The following is a 16,267-nucleotide window of genomic DNA, read 5'->3' as shown; positions in this document are numbered from 1 at the left end:
GGCATCCACGTCTAGACACCGGCATCCGGAAGACGTGGATGGCCGGAACAAGCCCGGCCATGACGAGCGGATGGAGTGTCGTTCTTGTTTGTGCGGCAGTGCTGGTCGTCGCCGCCATGACCGACGCTTCGCTGCATCACGCTCTCGCGCAGAACCCGTTCGGTGCGCCGAAGGGTGTGCCGGACTCACAAGTTGGCGGCATCATTGGCTGGCTCCTGACGAAGCAGTCCGAATTCTATCGCGCGATGTCGGCGACCATCCGTGCCGCCAAGTCCGACGGCAGCGCGGTGTGGACGCTGCTGGCGATTTCCTTTGCTTACGGCATCTTCCACGCCGCCGGACCCGGGCACGGCAAGGCGGTGATCTCGTCCTATCTGGTCGCCAATGAAGAGACGGCCAAGCGCGGCATTGCGCTGTCCTTCGTCTCGGCGCTGATGCAGGCGCTGGTGGCGGTATTGATCGTCGGCATCGGCGCCTGGCTGCTGAATGTTACGGCCAAGACCATGTGCAGCACCGAGCGCTGGGTGGAGATCGCCAGCTATGGGCTGATTGCGGCGTTCGGCGCGCGTTTGGTCTGGAGCAAGGGGCGCGGGTTCTTCCGCGCCTTGCGGCCGTCGCTGCCGGCTGCGGGGGCGCAGCTCGCGATGGCGCATGCTAGCGCGTCCGCGCATTCCCACGATCATGGCCATGACCACCATCACCACGAGCACGCTCACGGCCACGCGCATGCTCATGCGCACGCCCATACGGCGCATGCCGAGGCGACGGCTTCAGCGCATGCGCACCATGACCACAGTCATCACGATCACGTTCATGACGAGCATTGCGGCCATTCCCACGGTCCGACGCCTGATCAGCTCGCAGGCCCCGGTGGCTGGGCGCGCGGACTGTCGGCCGTGTTCACGGTAGGCATCCGGCCATGCTCGGGCGCGATCCTCGTGCTGGTCTTTGCGCTGGCGCAGGGCATGTTCTGGGCCGGCATCGCGGCCACCTTCGTGATGGGCCTGGGAACCGCGATTACCGTGGCAACCATCGCCGTCATCGCCGTCTCCGCCAAGGGTCTCGCCGGCCGTCTGGCCGGTGGCCGCGACGGCAGCGGCGCGCTGGTCATGCGGGGGATCGAGTTCGGCGCCGCCGCGCTGGTGATGCTGTTCGGCGTCGGCCTGCTGCTGGGCTATGTCGCGGCCGAACGCGTCACCTGTTTCTGATCGCTGTCCTGCCCGTGATGGACAGTCCGTCGTCTTGACAAGCTCCAGCCAAAGCGCGAAGCCACCGGCATCATGACAAATGTCGTCTCCCTCGAGCAGCCACCGGCCTCCACCCTGGAGATACCGGAACGTGTCGGCGTCTTGCTGGTCAATCTCGGAACTCCCGACACCGCGGATACCCGCGGCGTGCGCGTCTATCTCAGAGAGTTCCTGTCCGATCCGCGCGTGATCGAGAACCAGGGCCTGCTATGGAAGCTGATCCTCAATGGCATCATCCTGACCACGCGGCCGCGCCGCAAAGCCAAGGACTATCTGAAGATCTGGAACACGGAGAAAAACGAATCTCCGTTGAAGACGATCACGCGTGCGCAGTCCGACAAGCTCGCGGCGTCACTCGATAGCCATACCCATCTCTTGGTGGATTGGGCGATGCGCTACGGCAATCCGTCGATCCGTTCCCGCATCGCTGACCTGACTGCAAAGGGCTGCAACCGCATTCTGGTGGTGCCGCTGTATCCGCAGTATTCGGCCGCGACCTCTGCGACCGTCTGCGACGAAGTGTTCCGCGTGCTCGGCACCATGCGGGCGCAGCCGACCCTGCGGGTCACGCCGCCTTATTATGATGAGCCGGATTATATCGGCGCGCTGGTGATCTCGATCGAGAAGCATCTGGCGACGCTGTCATTCGTGCCGGAAATGATCGTGGCGTCGTTCCACGGCATGCCGCAGAAATACATCGACAAGGGCGACCCTTATCAGGCGCAATGCGTGGCCACGACCGAAGCGCTGCGCAAACGGCTTGGGCCGGATGCGCCGAAGCTGCTGCTGACTTTCCAGTCCCGTTTCGGCTTCGATGCCTGGCTTCAGCCCTATACGGACAAGACCATCGAGCAACTCGCCAAGGACGGCGTGCGTCGCATTGCCGTCGTAATGCCTGGCTTCTCGGCCGACTGCCTGGAGACGCTGGAAGAAATCGCGCAGGAGAATTGCGAGATCTTCATGCATAATGGCGGCGAGCAATTCTCTGCGATCCCCTGCCTCAACGACAGCGACGAGGGCATGGACACGATCCGCCAGCTTGTGCTGCGCGAGCTGCAGGGCTGGATCTAGAAGCGCAACAAACTCAGTCCTCATCCTGAGGAGCGGCCATCTGGCCGCGTCTCGAAGGATGACGCCGTCATGAACAACTCCTGGTTCGAGACGGCGCAAGAGCGCCTCCTCACCATGAGGGACGTACTTTCGGTACCTGCTCTCGCTTTTCCCGATTTCGAACCTTAAAATCCTCCACGCCGACAAAACAACGAGGCGCCATATGTTGCGCGTCCATTTTGCCGCAGGGAGACTTTGATGTCCGGTTACGACATTTTCGCCATCGCCGTTGTACTGCTGATCATCTTCACGCTGTTTGCCGGCGTGAAGACCGTGCCGCAGGGCTATGACTGGACCATCGAGCGCTTCGGCAAATTCACCCGTACGCTGTCGCCAGGCCTCAACCTCATCATTCCGTATTTCGACCGCGTCGGTCGCAAGATGAACATGATGGAGCAGGTGATTAGCATCCCCGAGCAGGAAGTGATCACCAAGGACAACGCCACCGTCACCGTGGACGGCGTCGCGTTCTTCCAGGTGTTCGACGCGGCCAAGGCAAGCTACGAAGTGTCCGACCTCAATCAGGCGATCATCGTGCTGACCATGACCAACATCCGTTCGGTGATGGGCTCGATGGATCTCGATCAGGTGCTGTCGCATCGCGATGAGATCAATGAGCGGTTGCTGCGCGTCGTCGATGCCGCGGTGTCGCCATGGGGCCTCAAGGTCAACCGTATCGAGATCAAGGACATCGTGCCGCCCGCCGATCTGGTCGAGGCGATGGGCCGGCAGATGAAGGCCGAGCGCGTCAAGCGCGCCGACATTCTGCAGGCTGAGGGTCAGCGCCAGTCGGAAATTCTCCGTGCCGAAGGTGCCAAGCAGGGCCAGATCCTGCAGGCCGAAGGTCGCCGCGAGGCTGCGTTCCGTGACGCCGAGGCACGCGAGCGTTCCGCAGAGGCCGAAGCCAACGCAACGCGGGTGGTGTCGGAGGCGATTTCGAAGGGTGACGTTGCGGCGCTGAATTACTTCATCGCCGACAAATACATCAAGGCGTTCGGCCAGCTTGCGGAATCGCCGAACCAGAAGGTCATCATGCTGCCGGTGGAAGCCATGAGCATGCTGGGCTCGCTGGCCGGTATCGGCGAGATCGCCAAGGCGACCTTTGGCGAGAACTCGACCTCGGCCCAGGCTGCGGCGCGCCGCAGCGGATCAGTGCCGCCGGCGGGTACAACGCCGCCGCGCAGCTAGGGATTTCGCAATGACCGAAATGTTCGTCACGTTGGGGAGCTGGAACTGGTTGATCTTCGGCGTGCTTCTGATGGCGCTGGAGCTGCTGGCGCCCGGCGTCTTCATGTTCTGGCTCGGGCTGTCCGCGTTTCTCGTCGGCGTGCTCTCCTTCATCGTCACGCCGTCCTGGCAAGTGCAGATCCTGCTGTTCGGATTGTTCGCCGTTGCCGCCGTGCCGTTGTGGCGGCGGATCGCGCGCCAGAAGCCCGGCGCCAATCCGAATCCGTTCCTCAACAAGCGCAGCGACGCGCTGGTCGGCCGTGTCTGCACGCTGGATCGGCCGATCATGGACGGCGAGGGCATCGTGCGCATCGACGACACGGTCTGGCGCGTCAGTGGCCCGGATACGCCGGCTGGGACGCGGGTAAAGATCGTGAAGGCGGATGGGGCCAGTCTGACGGTGGACGTGGCCTGATCAGTCAGCCGCCAGCGATTTGCTCCACCGCTCCGCAAAGTGATGCAGTGGCAGGAAGGTGTCCTGCAACTCCCGGCCTGTATCCGTCAGCCCATAGCCGTCCGGCTGCAGCGCGATCAGACCCGCGTCTCTGAGATCGCTCAGGCGTGCCTGGAGAACGGTAGGGGAGGCGTCGTCGCAAGCCTCGCGCAGCGCCCGCGAGGTCAGGGAGCGCTCACGCAACTCCCAGAGAATGCGCAGCGTCCAGCGCCGGCCCAGCAGGTCGAGCAGCGCCATGATCGGTCGGCCGGTCGTTGAGCCGCGCACACCGCGTCTGGGCGGCTTGGAAACGGACTTTGCCATCACATTACTCTCTTGCAGGGCGCTACAAAATATGTAGCATGTCGCTACGATTATTGTAGCGCAGGAGTTGGGCATGTCACGCATCGCGCCGCTGCAGCCGCCTTATGCTTCCGACATTCAGACGCAATTCGATGCGATCATGCGCGGGGCGCCGCCGCTGATGCTGTTTCGCGTGATCGCCGGTCATCCGAGGGCATGGAGCAAATTTCGCGCAGCTGGCCTGCTTGATCGCGGACCGCTGTCGCTGCGGGAGCGCGAGATTGTCATAGATCGCACCTGCGCACTGACCGGATGCGAATATGAATGGGGCGTCCATGTCGCGACCTTTGCAGACGCGGCGAAGCTGACGGAAGCGGAGGTGAGGGCGACCGTTGACGGTGACTCACAGGCGACATGCTGGTCGTCAGCGGAACAAGCTCTGATCGCGGCAGTCGATGCGCTGCATCACCGCGCCACGCTCAGCGATGAGGAGTTCAAGACGCTGGCCGCTCACTACGATGACGCGAAAATCTTCGAGATCATCCTGCTGTGTGGATTCTATCGTACAGTGTCGTACATCGCGAACGGCTTGGCATTGCCACTCGAAGCGAATGCGGCAAGGTTCCTGCGAACTGCCAGCTAACGTGGCTTACGCCACGCCCGCCCGTAGCAGATCGTGCAGATGCACGATGCCGACGGGTTTTCGCGCGTCCGTCACCAGCAGCGCGGTGATCTTCGACGAGTTGAGGATTTCCAGCGCCTCGCCGGCGAGCAGGTCGCGGCTGATGGTCTTGGGATTCTTGGTCATGACTTCATCGACCGAGACCGTCATCAGGTCGGCGCGCATGTGACGGCGGAGATCGCCGTCGGTGACGATGCCGACCACATGGCCGTTGCCATCGGTGATGCCGACGCAGCCAAAGCCCTTCGAGGACATTTCCACCAGCGCATCGGACATCTTGGTGCCGAGCGGCTTGAGCGGCACGGCGTCGCCTGAATGCATGAGGTCGCGGGTGTATTTCAGCATTGCGCCGAGCTTGCCGCCGGGATGTAGCACGCTGAAATCCACCGACGTAAAGCCACGGCCTTCCAGCAGCGCGATCGCCAGCGCATCGCCCATCGCCAGCATCATCAGCGACGACGTCGTGGGCGCGAGATTATGCGGGCAGGCCTCGCGCGCCTTCGGCAGCGTCAGCGCGACATCGGCGGCCTCGGCCAGCGTCGAGGTAGCTTCGGAGGTGATCGCGACCACGCCGATCCTGAAACGCTTGGCATAGGTGATGAGGTTCTTCATTTCCGGCTGCTCGCCGGACCACGACAGCGCCATGATGACGTCGTCGGGCGTGATCATGCCGAGATCGCCATGGCTGGCTTCGGCGGCATGGACGAAGAAGGCAGGTGTTCCGGTCGAGGCGAAGGTCGCGGCGATCTTGCGGCCAATATGGCCGGACTTGCCGAGGCCGGTGATGATCAGGCGGCCCTTCGCCTTGAGGATCAGGTCGGCGGCGGCGACGAAGGCCGGGCCAAGGTCGGATTGCAGCGCGGTGGCCAGCGCGGTGACGCCGCTGGCTTCGGCCTCCAGCGTCCGCAGCGCCGAGGCAATCGCTTCAATGGCCTGATCGCTCATCGCTGCCGTTGTTTTCGTCGGAAGGCCGGGTGTCTTGGAGAGGGGCATCAATCGCATCCTGGGGCCGTAAATTGTCCGGCTGTGTTGCCGTCCTCTTAGCACGGCTGGGCCTGCCTGGCGAAACCCCGCCGATGCGATCTCAACGGGCCATTAACCATAAGCGTTTTAACTCCCTTAACCATGAGTTGTCGCGCGCGCCTCCGGCGTCGCTCTTGGTGGATTTCGTAAGCTTTTGATAGTGTTGGAGTTTTTCTGATCGTGAGGATAGGTCGAGTACGCGACCGTCACAACCGCGCCTGGGCCAACGGCGCGGTTTCGGCATGTCTGTGCCTGAGCCTCCTCACGCCATCTCCGGCATTCTCGCAAGCATTGACGTCAGACCTGCTGGCGCCGGTCCCGGGCGGTTTCGTGTCACCGCAGAATCTGCCGACGCGCCGAACGACGGATGCGCCGCTCCAGCCAACTGGAACGCTGCAGACCAGCCAGCTATCGCCGGATCGCATCCCGCAATCGATCATCACGCCGCCGGTGCCCGCTGTATCGGGCGCCGCCGGCACCGGGTTCGATGCGCTCAACCGCAAGCGCAAGCAGACCAAATATTATCCGGGCGCGAAGAAGCCGAAGCCGCCAGTGGGCCCCGGCAGCCCGCCGCCGCCGCTGGTGCCCGAGACGCGGCCGTCACCGCCATCGGCCAAGGCAGCCAAGCCCCCCGTTGCGCCGTCGGTTGCCGGCACCGTGGTGGGTCAGCCGCCGCGCCGGCGATTGCCGATTGATCCCGATCCTTATGCCCCGACCGGCGTGCGCGTCGGCAGCCTTCTCGTGAAGTCAGCCGTGGAAATCTATGGCGGTTTCGACAACAATCCGGCGCGTTTCGTGCAGCCGAAGGGGTCGTCGTTCTACAAGGTCGCGCCGGAGCTGCTGGCCGCAACCGACTGGACGCGGCACTCGATCATCGTGGATCTACGCGGATCCTTCACCGGCTATGAGAAGCAGTTTCCCGCAGCGCCATTCCAGACTTCGCCGGCACCCGAAAATGTCGATCGCGCCGAATTCAACGGCAAGATCGCCGGTCGTCTTGATGTCGCCCGCGACCTGCGCGTTAACAGCGAAATGCGTATGCGGGTCGGCGCGGATAATCCGGGCAGCCCGAACATTCAGGCCGGCTTGAAGGAGTTCCCGCTGTTCACGACGACTGGTGGGTCGCTGGGGGTCGAGAAGGACTTCAACCGCCTTCAGATCAAGGTCGATGGTCTCGTCGATCGCACTGTCTATCAGGATTCGAAACTGACCGACGGCACCCAGACCAACAACAATGACCGTAATTTCAATCAGTATGGCGGCGTCGGCCGCGCCACCTATGAAGTGCTGCCGGGTCTAAAGCCATTCGCCGAAGTCCAGGGCGATGTCCGTGTGCACGACGATCGGGCGGATCGCTTTGGCTATCTCCGCGATTCCAGCGGCGGCTATATCAAGGCCGGTACGACGTTCGAATTCACGCGTCTGCTGACGGGCGAAGCGTCGATCGGATATGCAGCGCGCAGCTATACGGATACGCGGCTGGAGGTTCTCAAGGGTCTGCTGACGTCAGCGTCGCTGATCTGGACGGCCACACCGCTGACGACCGCGAAATTCGTCTCGACCACGTCGATCGACGAGACGACCGTTCCCGGCGTTCCCGGCATTCTCACGCGCACCTATACGGTCGAGGTCAATCACGACTTCCGGCGCTGGCTGACGGCCACGGGCAAGTTCACTTATGTGACGCAGGATTATCAGGAAAACTTCCGCTTCGATAAGATCTACTCGCTGCAGGGTGATCTCGTTTACAAGCTGAACCGTGAAATCCAGCTCAAGGCGCAGGTGCGCCGCGATATCCTGGATTCAAACATCCTTGGCGCGAGCACGGCCTCGACCGTGGTGATGCTGGGCGTGAGACTGCAGCGGTAGCCGTCAAAATCGCTGGGCGCCACGTCGCTCGTCCTAATTCCACTTCCGCATGAACTTGGCCGTCTTCCGGCGAAATTTCACACCGGAGCCATCGGGCAATCGGATGGCGATGAAGCCGGCTGCGATACAGGCCTCGCGCTGCGGCATGTGCTCATCGGGCGCGCGCTCGGTCTCCCACCACGAGGCCCGGTGCGACGCGCGCGGCAGCGCGTCGTCGATGATCTCCTCGATCGCATCCATGCTCAGCACGAATTCGTCCTTGGTCTGGCTGGCCAGGTAGGCGCGGAGCAGGTCGTAGTCAGGCACGGAATTGTCCTCGGTATAATCTCGCAAACGTCATACGCGCCCGCGCGATCAGGCGCTACAGCGCGATTTCGGTAAATCGACATCGGAAGTGCGTCATCCGAGCATTTTCCGCAACCGTTCGTTAACGCCGTGTGGAACCCAAAGCCGGTACTTAAGCGCTCGGCAAGCATTCGCGTGCGATCCGTGGGGTACGGAGCACATGATGAAGTCGGGGAATGCAAGCACGGGAATTCGACGCTGGCCGTTATCGGCCAAGCTGTTGATTCTGTCGTCGCTGGTCACGATCATTGGCTTTTCGGCCGTTTGCGGCACTGTGATGCTCGATATGCGCCGCGGCGAGGAAGCGCTCGCGCGACAGACGGCCGAGAACCTCGCCACCTCCATCGATTCTGATATAGGTCGAACCGTTGAACAATACGATCTGTCGTTGCGCGCTGTCATTTCCGGCATCAATACGCCCGAGATCGACAAGCTCAGCAAGGAAATGCGCCAGCTGATCCTGTTCGACAATGCGGCATCAGCGCGCCAGTTTGCATCCATTCAGGTGTTCGATGCGCATGGCGATCTTATCATCGATGCGGCATCGCTCGATCCTGCCAAGCAGAGCAGTGCCGACGAAGAGTTCTTCAAGGTACACAAGTTCGACGGCGAGCGCGGGCTCTATGTCAGCAAACCGATGCTGCACCGGGGCGCGTATTCCGTCGTGCTGAGCCGCCGCATCACCGACGTCGATGGCAATTTTGCCGGCGTCGTCGCGGGTGCCATCCGGTTCGCCTACTTTCATGATCTGTTCGGCCGCTTGCGGCTGAACAAGGACGACAACATCACAGTGATCCGCCGCGACGGCGTCGTCATCATGCGTACGCCGTTTGATCTCGACGTGGTCGGCAGGGATCTGAGCAAGACCCCCGGCGTGATGCGGGCGCTGAGCCGGTCCAACGGGTCGTATTCGGGCGTCGGTGTCGTTGACCAGATCGAGCGCCTCTATGTGTGGCGCGACAGCGGTCGGCCGTTGCTCGTGATTGTCGGCCGGCCGTGGGCCGGCATCTACAGTCTGTGGTATCAGCAGGCGATCAAGATCGGCGGCATCATGCTGGCGCTGATTATCTTTATCACCGCGGTGACACTGTTCCTGGCGCGCGAAATAGGCCGCCGCGCGCACGCAGAGCACAAGCTCGAAGAACTGGCCACGACCGATGGCCTCACTGGACTGCGCAATCGCCGCAAATTCGATGCGGCGATGGAGCTGGAATGGCGTCGCGCCATCAGGCATTCACGGCCGATGGCACTGCTGTTGATCGACGCCGACCATTTCAAGGTTTTCAACGACAGCTTCGGTCATCAATCCGGAGACACCGCCCTGATCGCGATCGCGAATTGCATCGCAGGAGCGGCGAAGCGCGCCGGCGACTGTGCCGCGCGCTATGGCGGGGAAGAGTTCGCCGTGCTGCTGCCCGGTGCGTCCGTGCAGGATGCCTATGAGGTTGCCGAAACCATTCGACGTCGCGTCGAGCAGGTGCCGGCCGATCCTGCGATGCTCACGGTCAGCATCGGCGTCGCCAGCGTGAAGCCGCTGGTGACGATGGAGTGGACGGGACTGGTCGAAGCTGCCGACAAGGCGCTCTATGCGGCGAAGGCCGCAGGCCGCAACCAGTGTGTCATCGCAGGCGATGCGCACCAGGCGATTGCAGCCTAGCGCTTACTCTCCGAGGTAACGCAGCATTTCGGCGCGCAGACCTTCGCGCAGATCAGGGCGTTGCAGGCCGAACGCGATATTAGCGCGCAGGAAGCCCGACTTCGAACCGCAATCGTGCCGCTCGCCTTCGAATTCCACGCCGTAGAACGACTGGCTCTTGGCGAGGCCGATCATCGCATCGGTGAGCTGGATTTCGCCACCCGCGCCGCGCTCCTGGGTCTCCAGAATCTTGAATATCTCCGGCTGCAGGATGTAGCGGCCGGTAATCGACAGGTTGGACGGCGCGGTGCCCTTCGGGGGTTTCTCGACCATCCCGTCGATGGTGAAAGCGGCTTCGTGAGTTGGGTGGCGCTCGCCGACACCGCAGATGCCGTATTGATGCGTCATGTCCATCGGCACTTCCTCGACGGCAACGAGGTTGGATTTTTCGCCAAGCGCTCCCGCGATATCGACCATCTGCTTCAGGCAGCCCGGGGAATTCAGCACCAGCTCATCCGGCAGCACCACGGCGAAGGGCTCATTGCCGACGATATCGCGGGCACACCAGACAGCATGGCCAAGCCCGAGCGGGGCCTGCTGGCGGGTGAAGCTCATGGCGCCGGCGGCAGGCTGGGACAGCGCCAGCTGTTCGATCTCGGCAGACTTGTTGCGGCTCTTGAGTGTCTCGTCGAGCTCGAACATGCGGTCGAAGTGATCCTCGATGATGCCCTTGTTGCGGCCAGTAACGAAGATGAAATGTTCGATGCCGGCCTCGCGGGCTTCGTCGACCACATATTGGATCAACGGCCGATCGACGATGGTCAGCATTTCCTTCGGCATCGCCTTGGTGGCGGGAAGGACGCGGGTGCCGAGGCCGGCGACCGGAAAAACGGCTTTGCGAATTTTCATCAGGGGACTTTGCAATGACCTTGGAGGGGAACGACGCAGGCAGGCCAACGAAGATTGCGCCTGCTGGTTCCGTTTGCAACCGGGAACAAAGGCGGATGTGTGGTGCCGGGCTACATGTCTGCAATTATCCTTTCTGCCGCGCGGCACGTTCGCCCAGCCAGGCAAAACTGGAATAGTGTTAAGCTGATGGAAACCCTCACCGGGCCTCCTGTCATGCCACAGTCATGACCAAATTCCGGTCAGATTCCCGAGATGGATAGTGATGAAATCTGCGACGAAGATGGCGCGTAGCCTGACATGCGGTGTAGCTGCGCTCGGCGCAGTTTTGCTTACGGCAACCCTGCCCGTGGCGGCGCAGGCGCAGAGCAAGAGCGGCCCTTTCAGCCTGTTCGACAATATCTTTAGCGGATCGTCGCAGACCCAGGACCCGCCGCCACAGGCGGCACTGCCCGGCGCGCCCGGAGCGCAGCCCTGGAGCGGCGAGGACGGCGCATCCGGCCATCCGCTGATGACTGCACAGGCAATCCGCGAGGCCGCTGGTAATTTCGACAACTGCATTGCCGGACTGTGGCCTGATGCCGCACGCCGCGGCATCTCGCAGGACAGCTATCAGCGTTTCACCGCCGGGCTGACGCCGGATCTGCGAATCATGGACCTGATGGATTCGCAGCCGGAATTCACCAAGGCGATCTGGGACTATCTCGACATCCTGGTGAACGACAACCGAATGGCCAAGGGCCGCGAGGTGCTGGCGCAGTACAAGACCATCTTCGATGCGGCCGAGAAGGCCTACGGCGTCGATCGCTACATCGTCGCGTCGATCTGGGGCATCGAGTCGAACTACTCGACGATGATCGGCGATCGCAGTGTGCTGCGCTCGACGGCGACGCTAGCCTGCGTCGGCCGCCGCCAGGCCTATTTCAAGGATGAGTTTCTGGTTGCTCTGGAAATCCTGCATCGCGGCGATCTGAGGCCTGAACAGATGCGCGGCTCTTGGGCCGGAGCATTCGGGCCGACCCAGTTCATGCCGACCGCGTTCAAGCGCTTCGCGGTGGACGGTGACGGCGATGGCCGCCGCGACGTGGTGGACAATCCGACCGATCTGATCTTCTCGACCGCCAACAACCTGAAAAAGGATGGCTGGCAGAGCGGTCAGACCTGGGGCTACGAAGTCGTGGTTCCACAGGGCTTCAACTACATGCTGGCCGATAAGGCCAAGGCGATGACCCTGCCGCAATGGGAGCAGCTCGGCCTCAAGCGGGCCAACAACCAGCCGTTCCCGCGCATGATAGAAAAGGCCTATCTGCTCGCGCCCGCCGGTTCGCAGGGGCCGGGCTTCCTGATGCTGACGAATTTCCGCGTCATCATGAAATACAATCCGGCCGAGGCCTATGCGATGGCCATCGGCCATTTCGCCGACCGGTTGCGCGGCGGTCCGCCTTTCGTGCAGCCATGGCCGCGTCAGGAGCGCGTGCTGTCCCGCGCCGAGCGGCTCGAGCTACAGCAACTGCTGGCGCAGCGCGGCTTCTACAAAGGCACGCCGGACGGCCAGTTCGGCGGCCAGACCCGCGAAGCCTTGCGCAACTTCCAGGCCTCCGTCGGCGCGCCCGCTGATGGGTTTGCATCGTCGGAGATGCTGGATCGGCTCCGGGTGAGATAGGCGTCCTGGCGCAGAGGCCCATAGCGCATAACATTATACCGCAGTGCAGCATGCATGCTACGCTGGTCCCCTTGGATGCATTCTTTGGGGACTATCGATGTTGAACAGGCGCACGCTGCTGGCCGGATTGTCGGCAAGCCTTCTTCCATTTCAGGCCAAAGCGGCGTGGCCGGAACGGTCCATCACCCTGCTGCACGGTTTCGCGCCGGGCGGCGGCACCGACGCAACCTCGCGTGTGCTCGCCGAAGGTCTGTCGAAAATTCTCGGCCAGACCGTGGTGGTCGAAACCAAGCCCGGCGCCGGCACGACGCTCGCCGGGGCGCAGCTCGCCCGCGCGGTGCCTGACGGCTACACGATCTCGCTGATCACCGCGACCTATGGCGCGTCGTCGGCCTTCTACAAGAGCCTGCCTTACAAGCCGGTCGATGACCTCAAGGGTATCTGCCAGGTCTCCGAAGCGCCCTACATGTTCTCGTGTAATGCGGACGCGCCCTTCAAGAATCTCGCCGAGTTGATCGCTTCTGCAAAGAAGCAGCCGGACAAGCCGCTCACTTACGGCACGCCCGGTGTCGGCTCGGGCCCGCATCTGATCGTCGAGCAGATCGGGCAGTTGGCCGGCGTGAAGTTTCAGCACATTCCGTTTCGCGGCGGCGCTCAGGCCGTTGTCGAAGTCCTCGCGGGGCGCATCGATTTCATGGTCGATCCGCCGATCTCGATGATCGAGCAGATCAAGGCCGGCAAGTTCCGCGCACTCGCCGTGACGACGGCTGAACGCTTCCCGTCTTTCCCCGATATTCCCACCGTGGCCGAAGCGGGCTTTCCCGGCTACGCCGCGCCGGGCTGGTACAGCCTCGTTGGCCCGGTCGGCCTTCCCGACGACGTCGTGGCAAAGTTGAACGCTGCGACGGTCACACTGCTCAAGGATGAGAGCGTGAAGGAGCGGCTGCTGTCGCTCGGTAGCCAGGCTAAGGCCTCGCAGCCGAAGGAGGTCATCGATCTCCTCGCCTCCGACGTGAAGCGCTGGAGCGAGGTGCTGGAGAAGGCAAAGATCGAGCGGATCTAGGAGACAGACAGGCGCGCTGCATCATGCGGCGCGCCTGTCTTTGAACGGCAGGTTATTCCGCCGCCTGCTGCGCCACGGTCGGCGCATTGCCGGCGACTGTGGCCCGGCGCATGTCGCGCGGCTGCGACTGGTCGTAGCGGCGGACGCGATGCATGGTCTGGCGATTGTCCCACATCACGAGGTCATGCAGCGTCCATTTGTGGACATAGACGAATTGCGGCTGCGTGGCGTGTTCGTTGAGATCGCGTAACAATACGCGGGCTTCGGGCACCGACATGCCCTGGATCGCGCCGGCATGCGACGACAGATACAGCGACTTCCGGCCATGCACCGGATGGGTGCGCACCAGCCGCTGCAGCACCGGCTTGAACATCTCTTTCTCTTCGTCAGTGTAGTCGAGAAAGCCGAGCGCGCCGCGCGAGGTCATCAGCGAATGTTCGCAGATCATGTCCTCGATCTCTGCCTTGGTATCACCGTCGAGCGTATCATAGGCCGCGCGCATGTCGGCGAATTCGGTATTACCACCCTTCGGATTGACCACGCGCGCCGACAGCAACGAGAATTTTGCCGGAATCGGCCGGAAGGAGCTGTCCGAATGCCACAGGCAGTTACCCAGATTGAACAGGTGCGCCCGGCTGTCTTTCGGCAGCGGCTTGCCGTCCTTGCCGAGATTGGATACGTCGGCCAGCCCCGATGTGAGCCGGTAGTCTTCCTTCTTGGTGACGGAGCCGCCTTTTCTGTTCTCTCGCTCGCCGAAATTCTGCGCGAAAGCGAGCTGCTGTTCGTCGGTGATATCCTGCTTCGGGAATATCAGGACGGCATAGTCATCCATGCCGCGCTCGATGGTCGCAGCATCGTCTGGGCTGACCGGCTTGGTCAGATCGACGCCGGTCACTTCGCCGACGAAAAAGGGATGCAGTTTGCGGATCGTCACGGGCATTGCAGATTTCCTCCGTGTGGAATGGTTGACCCATTCGATTGCGGCTTCCGGTCGTAACCGGGCCACTTGAGAAAAATGCTACGCCCGTGCGGAGTGATGTCAATCGGCGCGAATGCAGTTACGCATTGCGTGCCATGAGGCCGCCGTCGACCGGGATCACCGCGCCTGTGATATAGGACGCGGCAGGCAGGCACAGGCTTAGCGTCACATGCGCGACTTCTTCCGGCTCTCCGTAGCGGCGCAGAACGGTGCGGCGCTTGGCGAAGATCACCTTGTGCTCGTCGCTGATGCGTTCAGTGATCCCCGTCGTGATCGGGCCGGGACAGATGCAGTTCACCGTGATGCCGTCGCGGCCGAGTTCCACTGCGAGTGAGCGCGTAAGCCCGGTGACGCCGGCCTTCGCTGCGGAATAGGGACTGTGCAGTGCGGTGGCGCCGAGCGCTTCGGTGGAGGCGATATTCACGATCCGCGGCGAGGGCGACTTGCGCAAGTATGGCAGCGCGGCGCGGATGATGCGCTGGTGCGAGGTCAGCATCACGGCGATGGCGCGATCCCATGCGGCGTCATAGCCGTCCTGGTCGATCGCGGTGCTCACCGAGATGCCGGCATTGTTGACGATGATATCGAGGCCGCCGAAATGCGCAGCGACGTCGCTAACCACTGTGCGGATGCGATCGGGATCGGCAACGTCGAGCGTCCAAGCGTGTGCGCTGCCGCCGCCTGATGTGATCGCATCCGACACTGCCGCAATCCCGTCCGCCGAAATATCCGTGACGGCAACATTGGCGCCTTCGTCGCCGAACACGCGCGCCGTCGCGCGGCCCATGCCGCTTGCGGCGCCGGTGACGAGAACTGTGAGGCCGCGCACCGAGCGGCTGAGTTGTTTGTAATCCGACTGCTCGAAATTTGACAACGCATCCTCCGAATTGTGCGCCTTCATGATGAGGCTTGATTGAAGGCTTGCACCGATCGCGGGCGCGGTCAAACATGCGCCGATAAAATCAAGAAGGACATCAGGGATGAACGAACTCGATTTCAGCGGCCAACAGGTGCTTATCGTCGGCGGATCCAGCGGCATTGGCAACGGCATGGCGCAGGCATTTCGCGCGCGCGGCGCACGCGTGCATGTGTGCGGTACGCGCGCCAAGGCCAGCGACTATTCCATCGATGACGGCTCCGATCTCGACGGACTCGGCTACAGCCAGCTCGATGTTGGCAGCGCGTCGGCCATCGAGGCCTTCGATCCGAAGCTCGATCGGGTCGATGTGCTGATACTCGCGCAGGGTGCTGTGATCTATCGCCGCGGTGAATTCGAGATGGATGGCTTTCGCAAGGTGATGGAAGTCAACCTGATGAGCCTGATGGGCTGCGCGACGAAGTTTCATGCGCAGCTCAAGGCAAGCAAGGGCCGATTGATCATTGTCAGCTCCACCGCGGCCTATCACGCCACCAAGGGAAATCCCTCCTACAATGCGTCGAAGACCGGCGCAGTTGGGCTCACGCGCACATTGGCGCAGGCGTGGTCGGAAGACGGTATTCGCGTCAATGGTATCGCGCCGGGGCTCGTTGACACCAAGATGACAAAGGTCACGACAGCGAATCCGAAGCGGCTGGAAGGCGCGATTGCTAGGATCCCGCTGCAGCGTCTCGGCACGCCTGCCGACATGGCCGGCGCTGCATTGTTCCTGGCGTCGCCGCTGTCATCCTATGTCTGCGGTCATACACTGGTCGTCGATGGCGGTTTGATCCTTTAAATTCACGGCGCCTGCATCGCGGCGGAACCAGTACTGGCTTCAGGCATTACACCGGCGAGAATTTCC

Annotated in this window: 16 protein-coding genes; 10 read left to right on the top strand and 6 right to left on the bottom strand. The window is 62.5% G+C overall.

From position 1 onward, the window contains the following. The first annotated feature begins 38 nt into the window (after nt 1-38). The 4 genes from AB7783_RS19305 (at nt 39) to AB7783_RS19290 (ending at nt 3,999) form a co-directional block, all read left to right on the top strand. Complete coding sequence (locus tag AB7783_RS19305) at nt 39-1,208, top strand: nickel/cobalt transporter (protein ID WP_441278521.1); 1,170 nt, start codon at nt 39-41, stop codon at nt 1,206-1,208. A gap of 72 nt (nt 1,209-1,280) precedes the next feature. Next, a complete protein-coding gene (gene hemH / locus AB7783_RS19300) occupies nt 1,281-2,318 on the top strand; it encodes a ferrochelatase (RefSeq protein ID WP_441278520.1) in 1,038 nt (345 codons plus the stop codon). A 237-nt stretch (nt 2,319-2,555) separates the two neighbouring features. After that, on the top strand, nt 2,556-3,545 hold the full coding sequence (locus AB7783_RS19295; RefSeq protein ID WP_089265787.1) for an SPFH domain-containing protein: 990 nt from the start codon (nt 2,556-2,558) through the stop codon (nt 3,543-3,545). Nucleotides 3,546-3,555: 10 nt separating this feature from the next. After that, the gene (locus tag AB7783_RS19290; RefSeq protein ID WP_441278519.1) at nt 3,556-3,999 is read left to right on the top strand and encodes an NfeD family protein; all 444 of its coding nucleotides are present in this window, start codon (nt 3,556-3,558) and stop codon (nt 3,997-3,999) included. Here the strand turns inward: AB7783_RS19290 and AB7783_RS19285 are convergent, their stop codons facing one another. Beyond that, complete coding sequence (locus AB7783_RS19285) at nt 4,000-4,341, bottom strand: winged helix-turn-helix transcriptional regulator (protein ID WP_115032956.1); 342 nt, start codon at nt 4,339-4,341, stop codon at nt 4,000-4,002. Between the two features lie 73 nt (nt 4,342-4,414). On the opposite strand from AB7783_RS19285, the gene AB7783_RS19280 reads away from it, so the two are divergent. Further along, a complete protein-coding gene (locus AB7783_RS19280) occupies nt 4,415-4,963 on the top strand; it encodes a carboxymuconolactone decarboxylase family protein (RefSeq protein WP_089265790.1) in 549 nt (182 codons plus the stop codon). 6 nt (nt 4,964-4,969) lie between these two features. Here AB7783_RS19280 and AB7783_RS19275 read toward each other — a convergent pair whose 3' ends face one another. Continuing rightward, the gene (locus AB7783_RS19275; protein WP_410001886.1) at nt 4,970-5,947 is read right to left on the bottom strand and encodes a KpsF/GutQ family sugar-phosphate isomerase; all 978 of its coding nucleotides are present in this window, start codon (nt 5,945-5,947) and stop codon (nt 4,970-4,972) included. A 258-nt stretch (nt 5,948-6,205) separates the two neighbouring features. Here AB7783_RS19275 and AB7783_RS19270 point away from each other — a divergent pair, with 258 nt between their 5' ends. Next, the gene (locus AB7783_RS19270) at nt 6,206-7,894 is read left to right on the top strand and encodes an outer membrane beta-barrel protein (protein WP_441278518.1); all 1,689 of its coding nucleotides are present in this window, start codon (nt 6,206-6,208) and stop codon (nt 7,892-7,894) included. A gap of 33 nt (nt 7,895-7,927) precedes the next feature. On the opposite strand, the gene AB7783_RS19265 is transcribed toward AB7783_RS19270, so the two are convergent. Beyond that, on the bottom strand, nt 7,928-8,200 hold the full coding sequence (locus AB7783_RS19265) for a hypothetical protein (RefSeq protein ID WP_089266229.1): 273 nt from the start codon (nt 8,198-8,200) through the stop codon (nt 7,928-7,930). A 199-nt stretch (nt 8,201-8,399) separates the two neighbouring features. On the opposite strand from AB7783_RS19265, the gene AB7783_RS19260 reads away from it, so the two are divergent. Next, a complete protein-coding gene (locus tag AB7783_RS19260) occupies nt 8,400-9,896 on the top strand; it encodes a sensor domain-containing diguanylate cyclase (RefSeq protein WP_441278517.1) in 1,497 nt (498 codons plus the stop codon). A 3-nt stretch (nt 9,897-9,899) separates the two neighbouring features. Here AB7783_RS19260 and AB7783_RS19255 read toward each other — a convergent pair whose 3' ends face one another. After that, complete coding sequence (locus AB7783_RS19255) at nt 9,900-10,784, bottom strand: UTP--glucose-1-phosphate uridylyltransferase (protein ID WP_068728967.1); 885 nt, start codon at nt 10,782-10,784, stop codon at nt 9,900-9,902. Nucleotides 10,785-11,046: 262 nt separating this feature from the next. Here AB7783_RS19255 and AB7783_RS19250 point away from each other — a divergent pair, with 262 nt between their 5' ends. Then, nucleotides 11,047-12,444, top strand: coding sequence for a lytic murein transglycosylase (locus AB7783_RS19250; RefSeq protein ID WP_441278516.1), 1,398 nt, complete (start codon nt 11,047-11,049; stop codon nt 12,442-12,444). A gap of 97 nt (nt 12,445-12,541) precedes the next feature. Continuing rightward, a complete protein-coding gene (locus AB7783_RS19245) occupies nt 12,542-13,507 on the top strand; it encodes a Bug family tripartite tricarboxylate transporter substrate binding protein (RefSeq protein WP_441278515.1) in 966 nt (321 codons plus the stop codon). A gap of 52 nt (nt 13,508-13,559) precedes the next feature. Here the strand turns inward: AB7783_RS19245 and AB7783_RS19240 are convergent, their stop codons facing one another. Continuing rightward, nucleotides 13,560-14,447 carry a TauD/TfdA dioxygenase family protein gene (locus AB7783_RS19240; RefSeq protein ID WP_441278514.1) on the bottom strand — a complete coding sequence of 296 codons (888 nt, stop codon included), beginning with the start codon at nt 14,445-14,447 and terminating at the stop codon, nt 13,560-13,562. Between the two features lie 118 nt (nt 14,448-14,565). After that, complete coding sequence (locus tag AB7783_RS19235; RefSeq protein ID WP_441278513.1) at nt 14,566-15,360, bottom strand: SDR family NAD(P)-dependent oxidoreductase; 795 nt, start codon at nt 15,358-15,360, stop codon at nt 14,566-14,568. Between the two features lie 106 nt (nt 15,361-15,466). Between AB7783_RS19235 and AB7783_RS19230 the strand changes: the two genes are divergently transcribed. Beyond that, a complete protein-coding gene (locus AB7783_RS19230) occupies nt 15,467-16,201 on the top strand; it encodes an SDR family NAD(P)-dependent oxidoreductase (RefSeq protein ID WP_441278512.1) in 735 nt (244 codons plus the stop codon). Nucleotides 16,202-16,267 lie beyond the last annotated feature (66 nt).

The organism is Tardiphaga sp. 172_B4_N1_3 (genome assembly GCF_052076035.1).
Classification (GTDB): domain Bacteria; phylum Pseudomonadota; class Alphaproteobacteria; order Rhizobiales; family Xanthobacteraceae; genus Tardiphaga; species Tardiphaga robiniae.
Note: the sequence above shows the minus strand (reverse complement) of the source record. Positions and strands in the feature narration are given on the sequence as shown.